17 protein-coding genes and 4 pseudogenes are annotated in these 20,046 nt (G+C 72.7%); 7 read left to right on the plus strand and 14 right to left on the minus strand.

The genetic code is table 11. From position 1 onward, the window contains the following. Nucleotides 1-50 precede the first annotated feature (50 nt). The 5 genes from CIK06_RS20755 to CIK06_RS20775 all read right to left on the minus strand — a co-directional run bounded on the left by CIK06_RS20755 (nt 51) and on the right by CIK06_RS20775 (nt 5,280). Nucleotides 51-770, minus strand: a complete 720-nt coding sequence (locus CIK06_RS20755) for a DUF4142 domain-containing protein (RefSeq protein WP_095566227.1) — start codon at nt 768-770, stop codon at nt 51-53. A gap of 225 nt (nt 771-995) precedes the next feature. Further along, nucleotides 996-2,633 carry a ubiquinol-cytochrome c reductase cytochrome b subunit gene (locus CIK06_RS20760; protein ID WP_095566228.1) on the minus strand — a complete coding sequence of 546 codons (1,638 nt, stop codon included), beginning with the start codon at nt 2,631-2,633 and terminating at the stop codon, nt 996-998. Beyond that, nucleotides 2,630-3,697: a ubiquinol-cytochrome c reductase iron-sulfur subunit gene (locus CIK06_RS20765; protein WP_095566229.1), complete on the minus strand. Its 1,068-nt coding sequence runs from the start codon at nt 3,695-3,697 to the stop codon at nt 2,630-2,632. The genes CIK06_RS20760 and CIK06_RS20765 overlap by 4 nt, the downstream gene beginning before the upstream one ends. Nucleotides 3,698-3,731: 34 nt before the next feature. After that, a complete protein-coding gene (locus CIK06_RS20770) occupies nt 3,732-4,604 on the minus strand; it encodes a c-type cytochrome (RefSeq protein ID WP_095566230.1) in 873 nt (290 codons plus the stop codon). A gap of 76 nt (nt 4,605-4,680) precedes the next feature. Further along, complete coding sequence (locus CIK06_RS20775; protein WP_095566231.1) at nt 4,681-5,280, minus strand: heme-copper oxidase subunit III; 600 nt, start codon at nt 5,278-5,280, stop codon at nt 4,681-4,683. 156 nt (nt 5,281-5,436) lie between these two features. Here CIK06_RS20775 and CIK06_RS20780 point away from each other — a divergent pair. Both CIK06_RS20780 and trpD read left to right on the plus strand, forming a co-directional pair. Continuing rightward, a pseudogene (locus tag CIK06_RS20780) lies at nt 5,437-5,846 on the plus strand (hypothetical protein). Between the two features lie 99 nt (nt 5,847-5,945). Beyond that, nucleotides 5,946-7,003 (plus strand): annotated as a pseudogene (gene trpD / locus CIK06_RS20785) (anthranilate phosphoribosyltransferase). Here trpD and CIK06_RS20790 read toward each other — a convergent pair. The 3 genes from CIK06_RS20790 to coxB all read right to left on the minus strand — a co-directional run bounded on the left by CIK06_RS20790 (nt 6,956) and on the right by coxB (nt 8,936). After that, nucleotides 6,956-7,345: a hypothetical protein gene (locus tag CIK06_RS20790; RefSeq protein ID WP_095566232.1), complete on the minus strand. Its 390-nt coding sequence runs from the start codon at nt 7,343-7,345 to the stop codon at nt 6,956-6,958. The pseudogene trpD and the gene CIK06_RS20790 overlap by 48 nt on opposite strands. 213 nt (nt 7,346-7,558) lie before the next feature. Next, nucleotides 7,559-7,987 carry a cytochrome c oxidase subunit 4 gene (locus CIK06_RS20795; protein ID WP_095566233.1) on the minus strand — a complete coding sequence of 143 codons (429 nt, stop codon included), beginning with the start codon at nt 7,985-7,987 and terminating at the stop codon, nt 7,559-7,561. A gap of 10 nt (nt 7,988-7,997) precedes the next feature. After that, nucleotides 7,998-8,936: a cytochrome c oxidase subunit II gene (gene coxB, locus CIK06_RS20800; RefSeq protein ID WP_095566234.1), complete on the minus strand. Its 939-nt coding sequence runs from the start codon at nt 8,934-8,936 to the stop codon at nt 7,998-8,000. Between the two features lie 167 nt (nt 8,937-9,103). Between coxB and CIK06_RS20805 the strand changes: the two are divergent. Next, nucleotides 9,104-10,266: pseudogene (locus CIK06_RS20805) on the plus strand (cysteine desulfurase family protein). A 317-nt stretch (nt 10,267-10,583) separates the two neighbouring features. Beyond that, the gene (locus tag CIK06_RS20815) at nt 10,584-10,796 is read left to right on the plus strand and encodes a sulfurtransferase TusA family protein (RefSeq protein WP_095568001.1); all 213 of its coding nucleotides are present in this window, start codon (nt 10,584-10,586) and stop codon (nt 10,794-10,796) included. A 97-nt stretch (nt 10,797-10,893) separates the two neighbouring features. Here CIK06_RS20815 and CIK06_RS20820 read toward each other — a convergent pair whose 3' ends face one another. From CIK06_RS20820 to CIK06_RS20830, 3 genes are all read right to left on the minus strand, one after another. After that, on the minus strand, nt 10,894-11,871 hold the full coding sequence (locus tag CIK06_RS20820; RefSeq protein ID WP_095566235.1) for a carbohydrate kinase family protein: 978 nt from the start codon (nt 11,869-11,871) through the stop codon (nt 10,894-10,896). A 224-nt stretch (nt 11,872-12,095) separates the two neighbouring features. Beyond that, nucleotides 12,096-12,464 (minus strand): iron-sulfur cluster insertion protein ErpA, encoded by a 369-nt coding sequence (gene erpA, locus CIK06_RS20825; RefSeq protein WP_095566236.1) that lies wholly within the window; start codon nt 12,462-12,464, stop codon nt 12,096-12,098. Between the two features lie 232 nt (nt 12,465-12,696). Further along, a complete protein-coding gene (locus CIK06_RS20830; RefSeq protein ID WP_095566237.1) occupies nt 12,697-13,857 on the minus strand; it encodes a glycerate kinase in 1,161 nt (386 codons plus the stop codon). Nucleotides 13,858-13,925: 68 nt separating this feature from the next. On the opposite strand from CIK06_RS20830, the gene nadA reads away from it, so the two are divergent. From nadA to CIK06_RS20845, 3 genes and pseudogenes are all read left to right on the plus strand, one after another. Next, on the plus strand, nt 13,926-15,137 hold the full coding sequence (gene nadA, locus CIK06_RS20835) for a quinolinate synthase NadA (RefSeq protein ID WP_095568002.1): 1,212 nt from the start codon (nt 13,926-13,928) through the stop codon (nt 15,135-15,137). 213 nt (nt 15,138-15,350) lie between these two features. Further along, nucleotides 15,351-16,706 (plus strand): UDP-N-acetylglucosamine 1-carboxyvinyltransferase, encoded by a 1,356-nt coding sequence (gene murA, locus CIK06_RS20840; RefSeq protein WP_095566238.1) that lies wholly within the window; start codon nt 15,351-15,353, stop codon nt 16,704-16,706. Between the two features lie 69 nt (nt 16,707-16,775). Continuing rightward, nucleotides 16,776-17,368 (plus strand): annotated as a pseudogene (locus CIK06_RS20845) (DUF3043 domain-containing protein). Here CIK06_RS20845 and CIK06_RS20850 read toward each other — a convergent pair. From CIK06_RS20850 to CIK06_RS20860, 3 genes are all read right to left on the minus strand, one after another. Continuing rightward, nucleotides 17,346-18,365 carry an ATP-binding cassette domain-containing protein gene (locus CIK06_RS20850; protein WP_095566239.1) on the minus strand — a complete coding sequence of 340 codons (1,020 nt, stop codon included), beginning with the start codon at nt 18,363-18,365 and terminating at the stop codon, nt 17,346-17,348. The pseudogene CIK06_RS20845 and the gene CIK06_RS20850 overlap by 23 nt on opposite strands. A gap of 25 nt (nt 18,366-18,390) precedes the next feature. Beyond that, nucleotides 18,391-19,209, minus strand: coding sequence for an ABC transporter permease (locus CIK06_RS20855; protein ID WP_232533760.1), 819 nt, complete (start codon nt 19,207-19,209; stop codon nt 18,391-18,393). 85 nt (nt 19,210-19,294) lie between these two features. Beyond that, nucleotides 19,295-20,029: an ABC-2 family transporter protein gene (locus CIK06_RS20860; protein WP_232533761.1), complete on the minus strand. Its 735-nt coding sequence runs from the start codon at nt 20,027-20,029 to the stop codon at nt 19,295-19,297. Between the last annotated feature and the right edge of the window lie 17 nt (nt 20,030-20,046).

Here is a 20,046-nt window from a genome sequence, read left to right on the forward strand (position 1 = left end):
ACGCCAGGTCGGCGGACCCACCCGTACCGGATGAGCCGGTCGTCCCCCGCTCAGGTGGTGGCCGGGGTCGGCGTCTCGGTCGGCTCCTCGGTGGCACCGCCGGCGCCCGGCGACTCGGTGCTGCCGGTGCCCGGCGACGTGGTGGCGCCTCCGGTCGGGCTCGCGCTACCGGAGCTGACCCCCGGGCTCGGCGTGCCGGACGGGCCCGGCATGGCGATGCCCAGGCTCTGCGCCAGCGCCTGCAGCGACTCCAGGTGCGCCTGCAGGATCGGCAGCGCCTGCTGGGCCAGTTGCTTCACCGCCGGGTCGGAGCCCTGGTTGACCTCCGCCTCGGTGGCCTGGATGGCCTGCTGGTGGCCGGCCACCTGGGCGGTCACCCAGGCGTTGTCGAACGCCTGACCGTTCAGCCCCTGCAACTGGTTCAGCACCGCCTGCTGGTCGTTCGTCGGCGAGTTCGGCAACGTCACCCCGGCCTGCGAGGCGGTGCTCTGCACCGCCTGGTCGAGCTGGGTGTGATCGGTGACGAACTGCGTCGCCAGGTCCTTGACCTGCTGGTTCGACGCCTTCTGCTGCGCCATGTTGCCACTGGCGATTTCGGCCAGATTGACCTGGTGGATGGTCTGCAGGTACTGCCCATCCTGTTGTGACGGCGACGCGGAGCCCGATGGTGCCGCGGTCTCCTGGGTGGCCGTTGCCGCTGCCGCGGCGGCCGGCGCGAGGCCGATGACCGCCAGCCCAGCGATCACCGCCAGCCGTTTCACGCCCAACATGATGTTCCCCCCTTGGTCGTTGAACCGCACGGGTACCCGGTCCGGGCCGGCACACGCGGATCCTCCCGAGCCGAATGTCGCTGCCCGGCCGGCGGCATGGCGCCGACCGGGAAGGGGTAACCGGAACCGCTGGCGCGCAGGTCGCCCGGAGGGGTCGGGGACGCACGGAAGGGCCCCTTCCCGTCGCGTGCCGCGACGGGAAGGGCCCTTCCGGTACGGGTCCGGTCAGTGCTCCCCGGACTGGCCGCTGCCGATCTCCTGCGGTGCCGGACGGTCGGCGACCGGCGGGTGCCCGGGTGACACCGGGGCCTCGACCGGCTTCTCGATCGGGAAGAAGAAGCCCCGGATGGCCGGGCCGAGCGCGCCCAGCCGGTTCATCTTCTTCGGGACCACCCAGCCGGCGTACGGCAGCGCGGCGTGCCCGTCGTGACCGTCGCCGTGCGCCTCGGCGAGCGGCTGGTGCACCTCGTAGAAGCGGCCGTCGGGCTGCCGCCGGATGATTCCGGTCTCCACGCCGTGCGCCAGCACCTCCCGGTCGTGCTGCTGGAGCCCCAGGCAGAGCCGGTAGGCGACGTAGTAGGCCAACGGCGGCAGCAGGAGCAGACCGATCCGGCCGGCCCAGGTCATCGCGTTCAGGCTGATCTGGAACTTGTCCGCGATCACGTCGTTGGCGCCGGAGAGCGTCAGCACGACGTAGAACGTCACCGCCATCGCGCCGAGCGCGGTCCGGCCCGGGTTGTCCCGCGGCCGTTCGAGGAGGTTGTGGATGCGGTGGTCCTTCGTCCGCCGCGCCTCGATGAACGGGTAGAACATCGGCAGGACCGTGAGGATGCCCGGCAGCACCACGGTGGGCCAGAAGATCGGCGGGATGACGTACCCGTTGCCGATCGGGATGGGGATCTCCCAGCCCGGCATGAGCCGGGTGGAGCCGTCCAGGAACATCACGTACCAGTCCGGCTGGCTGGCCGCGGAGACCACCGCCGGCTCGTACGGCCCGAACAGCCAGATCGGGTTGATCTGGAACAGGCCGCCCATCAGGGCGATGACCCCGAAGACGATCATGAAGAACCCGCCCTGCTTGATCGCATAGCGCGGGAAGAACCGCTCGCCCACGACGTTCTCGTTGGTCCGCCCCGGGCCGGGCCACTGGGTGTGCTTCTGCTTGAACACCAGGCCGAGGTGGACGCTGATCAGCGCCAGCAGGGCGCCGGGGATCAGCAGCACGTGGGTGATGAAGAAGCGGCTGATGATGATCGTGCCCGGGAACTCGCCCGCGAAGATCGACGAGCTGACCCAGGTGCCGACCACCGGGATCGAGAGGATGATCGCCGACGCGATCCGCAGGCCGGTGCCGGACAGCGCGTCGTCCGGCAGCGAGTAGCCGGTGAAGCCGGCCAGGAAGCCGGTCCAGAACAGCAGGACGCCGATGATCCAGTTCGCCTCGCGGGGCTTCCGGAAGGCGCCGGTGAAGAAGATTCGCAGCATGTGCACGACGATCGCCGCCATGAACAGCAGCGCCGCCCAGTGGTGCATCTGCCGCATCACCAGGCCGCCGCGGATGTCGAACGAGAGGTTCAGGCTCGACGCGTACGCGGAGGACATGGTGGTGCCCTCAAGCGGGCGGTAGCTGCCGTGGTAGACCACCTCGGTCATCGCCGGCTCGAAGAAGAACGTCAGATAGGTGCCGGTGAGCAGCAGCACGATGAACGAGAAGAGTGCGATCTCACCGAGCAGGAACGACCAGTGGTCCGGGAAGACCTTGTTCAGGATGCCCCGCAGCGGGGTCGCGACCTGGAACCGGTCGTCGACTCCACCGGCCAGCTTGGCCGGTACCGCCGCTACGTCCGTCTTTCGGCGCCTCATGGCCGCTCCCAGAAGTCCGGTCCGACCGTCTCGGTGAAGTCCGACTTTGCCACGAAGAAGCCCTCGGCGTCCACATCGAGCGGAAGCTGGGGCAGCGGGCGGTTGGCCGGGCCGAAGACGGGTGTCGCGTTGTCCACGATCAGGAACTGCGATTGGTGGCACGGGCAGAGCAACCGGTTGGTCTGCTGCTCGTACAGGCTGGCCGGGCAACCGGCGTGGGTGCAGATCTTCGAGTACGCGATGTAGTTGCCGTACATGTAGTCCTGCTTGCCCTTGCGCTCGTTGGCGGCGCGGGCGGTCTGCGCGGCGTCCGTACGCAGGTGGATCAGCAGCGTCGGCGAGTCGGCGTACTCGTTGCTGTGCCCGCCCGGGATGCCCGGGAAGACGGTCATCTGGCCGCCGGCGCTGACGTCCTCGGGCCGGATCGGCGTGCCGTCCTCCCGGGTCAGCCGGATCAGGTTGCCCTCCCGGGGCGCCCAGCCGGTGGTGAACATCTGGTTGTTCTTGTGCGGGTTCTCGATGAGCCCACCGATCAGCGGCGCCGCCGCCACCGCACCCACCGGGGCCAGCCCGGCCAGCAGGGACAGGCCGAGCAGCGGGCGCCGGCGCACCCCCAGCTCGTCGGTGACGTACACCAGGGTCTCCCCGACGATCCGCCGGTCGGCCTCCGGGGACGGCCCGGTGTGCCGGTCCTGGACCGAGACCTCCTTGGGCATCAGCTTCTTGCCCCAGGCGAGCAGGCCGATCCCGACCAGCAGCAGGGCCAGTCCCAGCGTCACGCCCAGCAGCGGCGTGTAGTAGAGCCAGCCGCTCTTGCTGAACTGCCACGGCCACCAGATGTAGATCGCCAGGAAGGCGGTCGCCAGCAGGCCGACCAGCAGGAACATGCCCGCGATGGTCCGGGTGAGCCGGCGCTCCTGCTTGGTGCCGGGCACCGGGAACGGCGGTTCGTAGTGGACGATCTCGATGTCGTCCAGTCGGGCGCCCTCGCGCACGACGTCGAACCGGGACAGCGCGGGATCCTGGACGTCCGCCCCGTCCCGCACCTGGTGCGCGTTGCTCATGCCGTCACCTCGCTGCGCTGCGCGCTCCGCTGGCTCATGACTTCCCCGCAATCCACAGCGCGGCGAACACCAGGGCCACGATCCCGACGAGGAAGATCGCCAGACCCTCGGTGGCCGGGCCGTACCGGCCCAGGTTGAAACCGCCCGGGTCCTTCTGCTGCTTGAGCGTCTCCTGGACGTACGCGATCAGGTCGGCCTTCTGGTCCGGCCGCAACTGGTTGTCGCCGAAGACCGGCATGTTCTGCGGGCCGGTCAGCATGGCCGCGTAGATCTGCCGGTCGGTGGCCGGGTGCAGGCTGGGGGCGAACTTGCCCGAGGAGAGCGCGCCGCCGCCACCGCCGAAGGCGTGGCAGGAGGAGCAGTTGATCCGGAACAGCCGGCCGCCCTCCGCCGCGTCGCCCAGGGTGATGTCCTGCGGCACCTGCGGGCCGCCGCCGAGTTCCTGGATGTACTGGCCGATCTGCCGGACCTGGTCGTCGTCGAAGACCGGCGGCTTGCGCTGCGCCTGCGCCTCCTGCCGGCCCATCGGCATCCGGCCGGTGCCCACCTGGAACTCCACGGCCGCCGAACCGACGCCCACCAGGCTCGGACCGCGGTCCTGCACGCCCTGGCCGTTGGACCCGTGGCAGGAGACGCAACTGACGTCGTACAGCGCCTTGCCGTCCACGGCGGCGCCGCTGAGCTGCGTGGTGTCCTCGGCGTTGGCCTGCAGGCCCGGGGCGAACACGGAGTACACGCCGCCGGCCAGGGTCAACGCGGTCAGCAGCCGCACGGCGGCGCCCAGCCGCCGTCGGGCCCTGCCACGCGGGGCGGACGGCCCGCGACGCAACCGCGCGAGCGGGCCGCGCGACCCGGTCCGGCCCGTGCGGCCGGCGCCGGATCGCGCGCCGGGGGTGTCAGATGTCATGGCCTGTGTCCTTAACGGTTTCTCGACCTTTGTTTACTCAGACAGCGCGGGGGCGCGATATGTGACAGCGCCAAGATCACTGCAGCCAGTAGATCATGCCGTACAGAGCGATCCACACCACGTCGACGAAGTGCCAGTAGTAGGAGACCACGATCGCCGAGGTGGCCTGGGCCGGCGTGAAGCGGCCCATGGTGGTGCGGATCATGAAGATGATGAAGGCGATGAGACCACCGGTCACGTGCAGCCCGTGGAATCCGGTGGTCAGGTAGAACATCGACCCGTAGCCGTCACCGTTGATCTTGACGTTCTCCTCGACCAGGTGGCGGTACTCGTTGAGCTGGCCGAGCACGAAGATCAGGCCCATCACGAAGGTCAGCGCGAACCAGCGCCGCAGCCCGAACACGTCGCCCTTCTCCGCCGCGAAGACACCCAGCTGACAGGTCACCGAGGAGAGCACCAGGATCACCGTGAAGGTGGTGGCGTACGGGACGTTCAGCACCTCGGTGTGCTCGGCCCACTCCTGCGGAGCAGCCGCCCGGATGGAGAAGTACATCGCGAACAGCGCCGCGAAGAACATCAACTCGCTCGAGAGCCAGACGATCGTCCCGACGCTGACCATGTTGGGACGCGTCAGTGAGTGGATCCGGCTCTTGTCAATCGCTGGGGCCGCAGTCACGCGGTCATTATTGCCCCTGATCCACGCCGCCGATCGGCGGGGTGCCCAACTTCGTCCCGAACACGCATCCCGAGGGCGGTGTCCCGGGGCCCCGGGAGGGCCGGGTGACCGCCCGGTACGATCGGCGGGCAGCTACGAGGTGGGAGCCAGCGACCGATGAGCGATCGTCTTTACACCATCCTGCTCTACAGCGACGACCAGGATGTCCGCGACCGGATGCGGCTGGCCGTGGGCACCCGCCCTGCCCCCGACATCTCGGTGGAGTTCGCCGAGGCGAGCGACTACGACGAGTGCGTCCGGCTGGTCGACGAGTACGAGATCGACCTGATGCTGCTCGACGGCGAGGCGACCCCCGGCGGCGGGCTCGGCATCGCCCGCCAGATCAAGGACGACCGGCCCGACGCCCCGCCGACCTGCGTGGTGATCGCCCGCGCCGCGGACCGCTGGCTGGCCGCGTACGCCCGGGTGGACGCCACCCTCGTGCACCCCTCGACCCGGTGGCCACCGGACAGACCGTGGCCCGGCTGCTGCGCGAGCGCGCCGCGGGGGCCGCGCCGGTCCGCTGACGGATCTTCTGGTGGGAAAGCCCTAGCCGAGCCGGCCCGACCGGGGCACAATCCTGACCCGGCATCCCGCCACCAGACCTCGTCACCGGGAGACTCGTCGTGGGCGACCGTACCTGGCCCGATCTGTTGGCCGCGCTGCTGCGCGGTGAGCATCTCAGCGCCGCCGACACCGCCTGGGCGATGAACGAGATCATCACCGGGTCGGCCACCCCGGTCCAGATGGCCGGCTTCGCGATGGCGCTGCGCGCCAAGGGCGAAACCCCGAGGAGGTCGCGGGCCTGGCCCAGGCGATGCTCGGCCAGGCCGTCACGGTCGACCTTCCCCCGGCGGTACGCGCCGAGGCGGTCGACGTGGTCGGCACCGGCGGCGACCGGCAGCACACGGTGAACATCTCCACGATGACCGCGATCGTGCTGGCCGGGGTCGGCGTACCGGTGGTCAAGCACGGCAACCGGGCGGCGTCCTCCCTCTGTGGCACCGCCGACCTGCTGGAACATCTCGGCCTGCCGCTGGATCTCGGCCCCGAGGCGGTCCGGCGCTGCGTGACCGAGGCCGGGATCGGCTTCTGCTTCGCCCCCCGGTTCCATCCCGGGATGCGCCACGCCTCGGTCACCCGCCGGGAACTCGGCGTGCCCAGCTTCTTCAACTTCCTCGGCCCGCTGACCAACCCGGGCCGGCCGCACGCCGGGGCGGTGGGCTGCTTCGATCAGCGGATGGCCGGGGTGCTGGCCGCGGTCTTCGCCGAGCGCGGCGACACGGCGCTGGTGCTGCGCGGTGAGGACGGGCTGGACGAGTTCACCACCACGGCGCCCACCCGGGTCTGGCTGGCCCGCAACGGGACCGTCACGGAGGCCGTGCTGGACGCGGTGGACCTGGACATCCCGCGCAGCGTCCCCGGCGATCTGCGCGGCGGGGACGCCGCCTTCAACGCGGACGTGGCCCGCCGGCTGCTGGCCGGCGAACCGGGACCGGTCCGGGACGCGGTGCTGGTGAACAGCGCCGCCGCGCTCGCGGTCGCCGGCGGCCTCGACGGCGACCTGGTCGAGGCGATGCGGGCCGGTCTGGAACGGGCGGCCGAGGCGATCGACTCCGGCGCGGCGGCCGCGGTGCTACCCCGCTGGATCGAGGTCGCGCACGCGGCCCGCGCCGCCGGCTGAGCGGCGCCGCGCCGGCTCGGCCCGCCGCGGCCGGTCCCGCCCGTACCCATCCGGCGTGATCGCCACCAGCGGGTGCGGCCAGCGCACGGGCCCGTCCGGCCGGGCCGGATCCGGGGCCGGGGCGGGTTGCTCGGCCCGGGCGGCGTCGCCGGCCCGGGACGGTTGCTCGGCCCGGGACGCGACGCCGGAGGGCGCCAGCGGGGTCGGACCGACCAGCACGGCGGCGCCGCAGCCGGTGCAGCACAGCTCGGGGCAGTCGCCGCCATGGCCGTCGGCGCACGGCGGCGCCTCGAAGACCGTCAGCTCGCCGCAGATGTCGCAGGGCAGCTCCGGGCTCGACATGGTGCCCTCCTCCCGACCGGCGTGGAAATTACCTCCTTGTAGTTTCCACGCCGGACCGACGGTTCCGGAGCCGGGGGCGCGGCACCCGCGGACGGCGCCGTGAGCGCGCCGGCGGCAGGGAGGCATCCGCGCAGCGGCCGGCACACGGAAACGGCGCACGGCCGAGGCCGTGCGCCGGGAGCAGGGCCGCGGCGGGACGCGGCCGGCCCCGGGTCAGTGCTCGGCGGTGCGCCGGGTACCGGTGTAGTACTCGAAGAGCAGGCCACAGGACGCGAAGATCACCGCGACCAGACCGACACCGAGCAGCCAGACCTGCCAGAAGACCAGGCCGAGACCGGCGACCGAGGCGGCCAGGGCGAGGCCGAACGGCCAGTAGCTGCCCGGGCTGAAGAAGCCGACCTCACCCGCGCCGTCCGCGATCTCGGCGTCCGGCCGGTCCTCCGGGCGCGGCTCGATCCGGCGGGCGACGAACCAGAAGAAGCCGCCCAGCATCGAGGTCAGCAGGAACGACAGCAGCAGCGCGACCGAGCCCACCCACTCGACGTGGCCGCCGGACTGGCCGGCCGTCCACGCGGCGTACAGGCCGGTCGCCACCAGCAGGAATCCCGCGACCACGCTGAAGATGCGCCACTCGGTCTTCATTCGCGTCTCCTCAGTTCGCCGCGGTGGCGGCCTGGTTGAAGTTGCTGGCGTCCCGCTTGGTGTCGAACGGCTTCGTCGTCACGGCGTACGGGTCCTCACCGATCTCGCTCAGCGCCTCCTGGGTCGACTTGCCCGCCTTCTTGGCGGCCATGAACCGCTCGAACTTCTCCGGCGAGACCGACCGCAGCTCGAAGTTCATCATCGAGTGGTAGGTGCCGCACAGCTCGGCACAGCGACCCACGTACGCGCCCTCGGACTCGATGCTCTCGACCTCGAAGACGTTGCGGATGGTGCCCGGGAAGACGTCCCGCTTGAACAGCAACTGCGGCACCCAGAACGAGTGGATGACGTCCCGGCTGGTCTCCTCGAACCGGATCGGCTCGCCGGTGGGCAGCACGAGAATCGGCACCACGTCCGAGGTGCCCAGCGTCGAGGCCACGGTCGTGGCGTCCGTGCCCTGGCCGTCGCGGTAGTTGAACTGCCAGTTCCACTTGAACGCCACGACCTCGACCACCACGGACGGGTTGCGGTTCAGCTTGTCGACGTTCGTCTGCACGATCGCGGTGTAGTAGAACAGCACGCACACGATCAGGATCGGCGCGATCGTGTACAGGAACTCCATCGGCATGTTGTACCGGGTCTGCGCGGGCAGTTCGTCGCCGCGCTTGCGGTAGCGGATCACGCACCAGAAGATCAGGCCCCAGACGAAGATGCCGACCACCAGTGCGGCCACGACCGAACCGATCCACAGGTCGTACATCCGGTTGGCCTGCGGGGTGAGGCCGTGCTGCGGCCAGCCGAAACCGCCGAACGCGGCGCCGATGTTGCAGCCGCTGAGCAGGGTCACCAGCAGTGCGGACCCGAGACCCAGCCCGGCGATGCGCCGCACGCCCCCCGGGCGAGCGCGCCTACCGGCCGATGGCCGTCCGTCCGAATCCGAAGCGTGCACCTGGTCCTGCCTCCCTTACGCATCGCCCGCGTGCGGCTGGCACGCCGGCGGCAAAGGCCTCACCGACCGTCGCAGATTACTCGACCTTCACAGGATGACCGGCTCGGGGGTGGGATGTCCGGGCTACGGCCGATCTTGCCCGTACCGGATGGCGATACCGTTTCCGGATGCGCTCCGAACCGGACCGGACGGCCGGCTACCTGGACGCGGCGACCGCCGTGCCGCTGCATCCGGTGGCCCGGCAGGCCCTGCTCGCGGCCCTCGCGGACGGCTGGGCCGACCCCGCCCGGCTGTACGCGGCCGGCCGGCGGGCCGCCCAGTTGCTCGACGCCGCCCGCGCCGCGACGGCCGAGGTGCTGGGGGTACGCCCCGACGAGGTGTCCTTCACCGCCGGCGGCACCGCGGCGGCGCACGCGGCCGTGCTGGGCGGGCTGGCCGGCCGGCGGCGCGCCGGGGCCGCCCTGGTGCACTCCACGATCGAGCACTCGGCGGTGCTGCACGCGGCGCACCGGCACGAGGCGGCCGGCGGTACGGCCGTGCCGGTGCCGGTGGACCGGCTGGGCCGGCTCGACCCGGCCGCCTGGTCGGCGGCGGTCTCCGGGCCGGGGTGGCGCTGGCCGCGCTGATCGGGGCCAGTCACGAGGTGGGCACGGTCCAGCCGGTGGCCGAGGCGGCCGCCGCGGCGACCGCGGCCGGGGTCCCGTTGTACGTCGACGCGGCGCAGCTGATCGGCCGGATGCCGGTGCCGGCGGGCTGGTCCCTGCTGTCCGGCAGCGCCCGCAAGTGGGGCGGCCCGCCCGGGGTGGGCGTGCTGGTGGTCCGCAAGGGCACCCGCTTCGAGTCGCCGTACCCGACCGACGAGCGGGAGTTCGGGCGTACCCCCGGGGTGCCGGACCTGCCCGCGGTGGTCGCCGCGGCGGCGGCCCTGCGCGCGGTGGCGGCCGACGCCACGGCCGCCGCGGCACGGCTGTCCGCCCTGGTGGAGCGGATCCGCGCGGCCGTGCCGGCCACGGTGCCGGACGTGGAGGTGGTCGGCGACCCGGTCCGCCGGCTGCCGCACCTGGTCACCTTCTCCTGCCTGTACGTGGACGGCGAGGCGCTGCTGCACGCGCTGGACCGGCGGGGGTTCGCGGTCTCCTCCGGGTCGTCCTGCACCTCCTCGACGCTGCAGCCGTCGCACGTGCTGGCCGCGATGGGCGTGCTGTCGCACGGCAACGTGCGGGTCTCGCTGCACCCGGGCACCGCGGAGGCGGAGGTGGACCGGTTCCTGGCCGAGCTGCCGGGGATCGTGGCGCGGCTGCGCGCCGAGGCGGGGGTGACCGACCTCTGACGGGCTGCCCGACCTCTGACGGGTTGGCCGGCCGCCGGTGGGTTGGCCGGGGCGGTGCCGGAACTGGGACAATCGCCGGCATGCCCACCGAAGCACCCGCGCCGGGCCACGAACCGGACCGGCCGGCCGGACCGGCCGGCAGTCCCGCCGGCAGTCCCGCCGGCACGCCCGCCGAGCACGGCGGTCCGGCCGGGCACGGCGGTCCGGCCGGGCACGGCGGTCCGGCCGGGCACGGCGGTCCGGCCGGGCACGGCGGTCCGGCCGGGCACGGCGGTCCGGCCGGGCACGGCGGTCCGGCCGGCGCCGGCACCGAGACGCTGGACTGTCTCGGGCAGCGCTGCCCGCTGCCGGTGATCGCGGTCGCGAAGCGGATCACCGGCGTGCCGGTGGGCGCGGTGGTCCGGGTGCTGGCCGACGACCCGGCCGCCGCCATCGACATCCCGGCCTGGTGCCGGATGCGCGGTCAGGAGTTCGTGGGCACGGTGCGGACCGACGCCGGCCCCGGGTACGAGGTCCGGCGCCGGCACTGACGGCACCGGCCCGGACGCGGCGCTCCCCGGGCACCGTGCTCCCGGCACCGTGCTCCCGAACGGGGGCGTACCGGACCGGGCCCTCCCCAACCGGGCGCTACTGGCCCAGGTGGGCGCGCACCTCGTCGCCGGCCGCGTCGCCGTACGAGTCGGCCATCCGCTTGATGAAGACGTCCCGGCGGACCTCGTACTCCTGGGCGCCGAAGGACTCCAGCACCAGCCCGGCGAGCAGGCAGCCGACCTGGGCCGAACGCTCCAGGCCGAAGCCCCAGGAGAGCCCGGCGAGGAAGCCGGCCCGGAAGCCGTCGCCCACGCCGGTGGGATCGGCCGCCTGGATCCCCCGGGCGACGGGCACCCGGATCGGCGCCATGTCCCGACCGGCGATCTCCACCCCGTCCTTCCCCAGCGTGGTCACCCGGATCCGGACCCGGTCCAGCAGCTGGTCGTCGGTCAGCCCCGCCTTGCTCTGCAGCAGCGACTTCTCGTACTCGTTGGTCATCAGGTATTCCGCGCCCTCGATCAGGCCGAGCACGTCCGAGCCGTCCATCCGGGCGAGCTGCTGGGAGGGGTCGGCCGCGAAGGCGTACCCGCGCTCCCGGCACTCCTGCGAGTGCCGCAGCATGGCGGCCGGGTCGTTGGCGCTGATCATGACCAGGTCGAGCCCGGCCAGCCGGTCGGCCACCGGCTCCAGCTCGATGTTGCGGGCCTCGCTCATGGCCCCGGCGTAGAACGAGGCGATCTGGCACATCTCGGTGTCGGTGGTGCAGACGAAGCGCGCGGTGTGGGCGACCTCGCTCACGTGCACCGAGTCGCAGTCCACCCCGTGCCGCTCCAGCCAGGACCGGTAGTCGGCGAAGTCCGCGCCCACCGCCCCGAGCAGCACCGGCCGCAGGCCGAGCTGGCCCAACCCGAAGCTGATGTTGGCGGCCACGCCGCCGCGGCGCACCACCAGGTCGTCCACCAGGAACGACAGCGACACCGTGTGCAGCTGGTCCGCGATGAGCTGGTCGGCGAACCGGCCGGGGAAGCTCATCAGGTGATCGGTCGCGATCGAACCGGAAACGGCGATCTTCATCGGTAGCCCTCGAAGTCGGCGACGGGGGAGCGCGCTAACGCCGGGTCAGCCTACCGGGTCGATCACCGCGCCGTCCCGGATCGAGCGGTCCCGCGCCCGCGTGCCGTAGAAGCGGCAGAAGGCACGAACGGGGCCAGCCCGGCGTGCCGGGCTGGCCCCGTTCGGATGCGTGTGCGCGCCGCGGTGGTCGGTCCCAGCGGGCCGCCGACCCGGCGCCCGGCGACTCAGTGGAACGAGTCGCCGCAGGCGCAGGAGTTCTGCGCGTTCGGGTTGTCGATCGTGAAGCCCTGGGCGTCGATCCGGTCGGCGAAGTCGATCGTGGCGCCGGTCAGGTAGGGCGCGCTCATCCGGTCGACCACGACCTCCACCCCACCGAAATCGCTGACGACGTCCCCGTCCAGGGAGCGCTCGTCGAAGAACAGCTGGTAACGCAGGCCCGAGCAGCCACCCGGCTGCACGGCCACCCGCAGCCGCAGGTCGTCGCGGCCCTCCTGCTCGATCAGGGCCTTGACCTTCTGCGCCGCTACGTCGGTCAGGACGATGGTGGTCGGGGCCTGGGCCTCGCTCGACTCGGTCTGCGCTGGCGTGGTCACGTGGAACTCTCCCCTGCGACGGTCTGGACATCCGTACTGGCCAACGCTATCCGTCCGGCCGGCCATTCCCAATGTCGTACGGATCCGATTGTAGGTCGGTGCGGCGCTCGTCACCCCCGGGACGCCGGGCCGGCCGTCGGCGCCGGCCGGCGCACGCCCCGCCGGCACGGCCCCCTGCCCCCAATCCGCCCACCCGTCCCTTTCAGGTCCCACCCGTCCCTCTCGGGTGCCCTCAGCCCGAGCGGCTCCACTGGGTCGCCAGCCGGGCGGCCAGCGCCCGCAGTCCCGCGGCCGGCTCGGCCATGGCCCGCACCAGCCCACCGTGTTCCTCGCCGCCGAAGTGGTCCACCAGGCTGTACGCCTCGGTCACCCCGGCGGCGGCGGCCTCCCGGCGGCCCGCGCTGACCCGGCCGGCCAGCACCACGCACGGGACGCCGCGGTCCCGGGCGGCGGCGGCCACCCCGGCGACCACCTTGCCGCGCAGCGACTGGTGGTCGAAGGACCCCTCGCCGCTGATCACCAGATCGGCCGCGTCGAGCGCCGAGTCCAGGTCGAGCGCGCGGCGGACGATGCCGATGCCCGACTCGCACCGGCCGCCCAGGGCCAGGATTGCCGCGCCCAGCCCGCCCGCGGCGCCGGCGCCGGGCACCGCCGCCAGCCCGGGCGGGCAGCCGGGCAGGTCGCGTTCCAGCACCGCGGCGAACCGTTCCAGCGCGTCGTCCAGCAGCAGGATGTCGGCGCGGGAGGCGCCCTTCTGCGGTCCGAAGACGTTGGACGCGCCGTGCAGGCCGGTGAGCGGGCTGTCCACGTCGGTGGCCGCCACCAGTTCCACCCCGCGCAGCCGGGGCGCGCCGGTGAGCCCGGCCACGGCGGCCAGCGCGGCCCCGCCGTACGGCAGCGGGCTGCCGGTGCCGTCGACCGGGACGAGGCCGAGCGCGGTCAGCAGCCCGGCGCCGGCGTCGTTGGTGGCCGAGCCGCCCAGCCCGATCACCAGCCGCCGGGCGCCGGCCTCCACGGCCGTGACGACCAGCACCCCCAGCCCGTACGAGGTGGTCGACCGGGGGTCCCGCTCGGCCTCGGTGAGCAGGTGCAGCCCGCACGCCTGCGCGCTCTCCAGGTACGCCGTGGCCGGTGTGCCGTCGGCGGCGGCGTCGGTCAGCAGGATCTCCCCGGGCACCGGCCGGCCGAGCGGGTCGACGGTGGCGACCGGGACGCGCCGGCCGGGCAGGGCGGTGCCGAGCACCTCGACGAAGCCGGGGCCGCCGTCGGCCAGCGGCCGGCTGTCCAGCCGGTCGGCCGGGGCGGTCTCCCGCCATCCCGCGGCGACCGCCGCCGCGACCTCGGGCGCCGAGAGCGTGCCGGCGAACTTGTCCGGACAGATCAGTACCCGCATGGCCGGATAGTGTGGCAGCCCACATCCGTCCGCCGGGCGGCCGGTCCGGGCTGTGGGACGATGAACGGGTGACGTCGACCTGGGTTGAGCCCGAGAACACCCCCCTCGCCCTGCTGTTGCTCGGCCGGGGCAGTGACCCGGCCACCGAGCGTGGCGTGGAGTGTCCGGGCGAGCTTCCGCCGCCGAGCGATCCCGATCTGGTCGCCCGGGCCGCGGCGGCCAAGGCCGCGCTCGGCGACCGGGTCTTCGTGCTGGGCCACCACTACCAGCGCGACGAGGTCATCCAGTTCGCCGACGTGACCGGCGACTCGTTCAAGCTGGCCCGCGAGGCCGCCGCCCGGCCGGGCGCGGAATACATCGTGTTCTGCGGCGTGCACTTCATGGCCGAGAGCGCCGACATCCTGACCAGCGACAGCCAGCGGATCGTCCTGCCGGACCTGGCCGCCGGCTGCTCGATGGCGGACATGGCCGCGTTGTCGCAGGTCGAGGCGGCCTGGGAGGTGCTCGCCGACGCCGGCGCCGCGGACTCCACCGTCCCGGTGACGTACATGAACTCCTCGGCCGACATCAAGGGCTTCGTGGGTCGGCACGGCGGGGTGGTCTGCACCTCGTCGAACGCCCGCCGGGCACTGGACTGGGCGTTCGAGCGGGGGCAGCGGGTGCTGTTCCTGCCCGACCAGCACCTCGGCCGCAACACCGCGGTGCTGGAGCTGGGCCTGGATGCCGACGACTGCGTGCTGTACGACCCGCACAAGCCCGGTGGTGGGCTCACCGCGCGGCAGTTGCGCGAGGCGAAGATGGTCCTCTGGCGCGGGCACTGCTCGGTGCACGGCCGGTTCACGCTGGACAGCGTCAACGAGGTCCGGCAGCGGGTGCCCGGGGTGACCGTGCTGGTGCACCCGGAGTGCCGGTACGAGGTGGTCACCGCCGCCGACCAGGTCGGCTCCACCGAATACATCATCAGGGCCATCGAGGCCGCGCCCGCCGGCTCGTCCTGGGCGGTGGGCACCGAGCTGAACCTCGTCCGCCGGCTGGCGAAGGCGCACCCGGACAAGGAGATCATGTTCCTGGACCGGGCGGTCTGCTACTGCTCGACCATGAACCGGATCGACCTGCCGCACCTGGTGTGGGCGCTTGAGGAACTGGTCGCCGGTCGGGTGGTCAACCAGATCACGGTCGACCCGGAGACCGCACGGCACGCGCGGGCGGCGCTGGACCAGATGCTCGCGCTACCCGGCGCCGATCGGCCGGTCGCCGGCACCCGCAGTAACTGGGTGTAATCGAAACGGAACTGATTGACGCCGGCTCACCCCAATTGAGCTCCGAAGGTCCGGTGTGACCGAGTCCTCGTGGTAACCGAGGGCTATGCTGCGTCGGGCGACACGAGCCGGCCGGAAAATCCCCCGCGGCGGCTCCCGGAGTCATTTAGGCGGCTGTCCCCTGCCCGCTCCCGGCGGACACTCAGATGGCTACAGCGAGCGCTGGAGGTTGCGTTGACCGACGACGTCCTTGTCGTGCATGGAGGAACCCCGCTGGAGGGGGCGATCCGGGTCCGCGGCGCCAAGAACCTGGTGTCCAAGGCGATGGTGGCCGCGCTGCTGGGCGACCAGCCGAGCCGGCTCTACGACGTACCGCGGATCCGCGACGTCGAGGTGGTCCGCGGACTGCTCGACCTGCACGGCGTCAAGGTCACCGACGGCGAGCTGGACGGCGAACTCGTCTTCGACCCGGCCAACGTGGAGGGCGCGTCGACCGACGAGATCAACGTGCACGCCGGGTCCAGCCGCATCCCGATCCTGTTCTGCGGCCCGCTGCTGCACCGACTGGGCCACGCGTTCATCCCGGACCTCGGCGGCTGCCACATCGGGCCGCGGCCGATCGACTTCCACATGCAGGCGCTGCGCGAGTTCGGCGCCGTGGTGGACAAGCAGCCCGAGGGGCTGCACCTGACGGCCCCGTCCGGGCTGCACGGCACCAAGATCGCGCTCCCCTACCCGAGCGTCGGCGCGACCGAGCAGGTGCTGCTCACCGCCGTACTCGCCGAGGGGGTCACCGAGCTGCGCAACGCGGCGGTCGAGCCGGAGATCATCGACCTGATCTGCCTGTTGCAGAAGATGGGCGCGATCATCACGGTGCACACCGACCGGGTGATCGAGATCCAGGGGGTGCCGCGGCTCGGCGGGTACGTGCACCGGCCCATCCCGGACCGGATCGAGGCGGCGAGCTGGGCGGCGGCGGCGCTGGCCACCCGCGGGCACGTCGAGGTGCTCGGCGCCCAGCAGGCCGACATGATGACCTTCCTGAACATCTTCCGCTCGATCGGCGGCTCGTACGAGGTGACCGACACCCGGCCGCCGCGGGACGGGCACCCGGGCCAGGAGGGCGGGATCCGGTTCTGGCATCCCGGCACCGAGCTGAGCGCCACGGCGCTGGAGACCGACGTCCACCCGGGCTTCATGACCGACTGGCAGCAGCCGCTGGTGGTGGCGCTGACCCAGGCCCGCGGCCTGTCGATCGTGCACGAGACGGTCTACGAGCAGCGGCTCGGCTACACCGACGCGCTGAACAAGATGGGCGCGAACATCCAGGTCTACCGGGACTGCCTGGGCGGCACCCCGTGCCGGTTCGGCCGCCGCAACTTCAAGCACTCGGCGGTGATCGCCGGGCCGAGCAAGCTGCACGCGGCCGACCTGGTGATCCCGGACCTGCGCGCGGGCTTCAGCCACCTGATCGCCGCGCTGGCCGCCGAGGGCACCTCCCGGGTGTACGGGGTCAACCTGATCAACCGCGGGTACGAGGACTTCGAGGCCAAGCTCGCCAGCCTCGGCGCCCACGTCGAGCGCCCGTAACGCCGGTTGGACCGTGACCGCCCGCACCGCGGTGTGCGGGCGGCGCGGTGGGTTGGCTACGCTTTCCGGGTGCCCGCGCTGTTCCGTCGCAAGTCCGCCGACCTCGTCGAGGAGTCCGTCGCCGAGGCGGAGTCCCCCACGTCCGCCGCGTCCCGCCGGGGATACACCCCGGCCAAGGGGCGGGAGACCCCAAGCGGCCGGGCAACAGCCCGCGCCGGCCGGCCTCGACCGGCCCGCTGAGCAAGGAGGAGGCTCGGGTCAAGCGCCGCGAGGCCCGGGCCGAGGCGGCGGCCGAGTTCCGCAGGTCGGGCGGCCCGCGGGACCGCGGACCCGAGCGGGCGCTGGCCCGCGACGTGGTCGACTCCCGGCGTACCGTCGGCACCTGGTTCTTCGGCGGCGCGCTGGTCGTGCTGATCGGCTCGGGGCCGAGCATGCCGCGCACCATCCAACTGGCGTCCAACCTGCTCTGGGTGCTGCTGGCGCTCGGCGTCGTGGTGGACTCGGTGCTGATCTCCCGGAAGATCCACAAGCTGGTGCGGGAGCGGTTCCCGAAGAGCCAGGAGCGGATGGGCTCGCTCTACTTCTACGCGATCATGCGGTCCATCGCCTTCCGGCGGATGCGTACCCCGACCCCGCGCGTCAAGATCGGGGACCCGATCTGACGCCGTCCCGCGCCGCGGACGGCCGATCGGGCGCCGCCGGGGCGCGGTAGAGCGCGGCCACCACGTCCTCGATGGCCGGCTCCATGATCGCGACGTCGCGCAGGGTGTCCAGGCCGGCCAGCCGGCGCAGCAGCTCCGCCGCCGTGGCCGACTCCAGCGCGTAGACGATCCGCCGGCCGTCGGCCTCGGTCCGCAGCACCGGCGCCCCGGGCAGCACGTCCGGCTCGGCCAGGGGTTCCACCAGGTCGACCAGCACCGTCCGGCGCGAGCCGTACCGGGCGTGCAACTGCTCGATCGTGCCGTCGTGCACCACCCGGCCGTGGTCGATCACCACGAGCCGCCGGCACAGCCGTTCGATGTCGGCCAGGTCGTGCGTGGTGAGCACCAGCGTGGTGTCCCCGGCCCGGCCCAGCTCGCCGAGGAAGTCCCGGACGGCCTGCTTGCTCACCACGTCCAGCCCGATCGTGGGCTCGTCCAGGAACAGCATCTGCGGGCCGTGCAGCAGCGCCGCCGTCAGCTCGCCGCGCATCCGCTGGCCCAGGGAGAGCTGCCGCACCGGCGTGTCGAGGAACTCGTCCAGGTCCAGCAGGGCGCGGCAGCGCCGCAGCCGGGCCGCGTGCGCGTCCGACGGCACCCGGTAGATGTGCCGCAGCAGGTCGAACGAGTCCCGCAGCGGCAGATCCCACCAGAGCTGCGAACGCTGCCCGAAGACCACGCCGATCCGCAGCGCGAGCCGGGTGCGCTGGGCCACCGGCACCAGCCCGCAGACCCGGGCGTCCCCCGCCGACGGCGTGAGCACCCCGGTGAGCATCTTCAGCGTGGTGGACTTGCCGGCGCCGTTCGGGCCGATGTAGCCGAGCATCTCGCCGCGTTCGACGGTGAGATCGACGCCGTCGACCGCGGTGACCGTGCGTTTGCGGCGACGCAGCCGGCCGGCGCGTACCCGGATGTCGAAGTCCTTGCGCAACGCCCGGGTCCGGATCACCGTCTCGCCCATTCGCCCCTCCACCGCTGTCCGCCGGTCACGAACCCGTACTCCGGTAGTGCCTGATCCCCGCCCGCCAGGCGGCGGCCGCCGCGCCGACGGCCAGCACCGGGACGCCCGGCGCGGCCCAACCCACCCAGGCCGGCAGGCCCAGCGGGTCGGCCCGGCCGAGCAGCGCCAGCGCCGGGTAGTAGGCCACGAAGGCGAACCCCAGCCCGTACGCGAAGACCGCGCGGAACCAGCCGCCGTAGACGGTCACCGGGTACGTGGTGAAGTCCCGCCCGCCGTAGGTGAAGGCGTTGCCGATCTCGCCGGACTCGATCCACCAGAACGCCACCGACGCGGAGGCCACGAAGATCGAGCCGAAGAAGCAGACGCCGGCCAGCGGCGCCAGCACGGCCAGCAGCACCCGCCCGGCGGTCCACTGGATGTTCGCGGTCCCGAGCGCGACCAGCAACACCGCGAGCCCGAAGACCATCCGGGACACCTTGCGCAGCGGCAGGTCCATCAGCAGCAACTGGGGCAGCGCCCGCAGCGGTCGCAGCAGCACCGCGTCCAGCAGGCCCGAGCGGATGTACCCGCGTACCCGCTCGACGTTGCCGACCGCGAAGTCGGCGGTGGCGAACGCGCAGGAGGAGAGCCCGACCATGACCATCGCCTCGCGCAGGGTGAACCCGCCCACGGTCCGGGTCACCCGGAACAGCACCAGCACGGTCGCGACGTCGATGACGGTGGCGCCCATGTTGCCGACCAGGTCGATCACGAAGGAGGTCCGGTAGGCGGCCTGGGACCGGGCCTGCGCCCGCAGCAGGGCCAGGTAGCCGCCCGCGGCGGCACCGCCGGCGTGCTCAGCCACCCTGCACCACCTGCCGGCGTCGCTCAGCCACCCTGCACCACCTGCCGGCGTCGCTCAGCCACCCTGCACCACCTGCCGGCGTCGCTCAGCCACCCTGCACCACCAGGCGCCGCTCGGCCCGGCGCTGCACCACGCGGCAGGCCAGCAGGATCACGGCGGCCCAGACCGCCTGGATGCCCACCAGGCCGAACTGCACCGGCGCCGGGTCCCGCTCGACCAGCACGTCCAGCGGCGCCTGCAGGATGCTGGGCAGCGGGGTGAACAACCAGAGCGGCACCAGCACGGCCGTCGGCAGGAACCGCAGCGGAAAGTAGAGGCCCGCGCCGAGCCCGGACAGCAGGGTCCAGAGGATCATCGAGCCGCGGATGTCGTGCAGCCAGTACGCGGTGGCGTTCACCAGGTAACGGCAGCCGAAGCAGATGACCACGGCGAGCAGCACCGAGACCGCGAACAGCGGCACGGTCGGCCAGCGGTGCGGAAGGTAGACGGCGAAGACCATCGGTCCGACCAGCACCACCGGCAGGAACCGGGCCAGCAGCGCGTAGCCGGCCCGGCCCAGGTCGGTGGCCAGGTAGCTGCTGACCGGCGCCACCGGGCGGAGCAGGTCACCCACCACGTCGCCGGTGCGGATCCGCTCCGCCAGCTCGGTCCAGCCCCAGAGCAGGACGACCGCGAGCAGACCCTGGCCGGCCCAGACGAACGTGGCGAGCTGGGTCTGCCCGTACCCGCCGACCCGGCCCGCGGCCGCCGCCCCGGCGACGGCCAGCAGGAGGTAGCAGCGGAGGAACCCGAAGACAATGTTGGTGAACGCTCCGGCCACGGACGCCTGACGATAGG

It is taken from the genome of Plantactinospora sp. KBS50, from assembly GCF_002285795.1.
In the GTDB taxonomy this organism is placed as follows: Bacteria; Actinomycetota; Actinomycetes; order Mycobacteriales; family Micromonosporaceae; genus KBS50.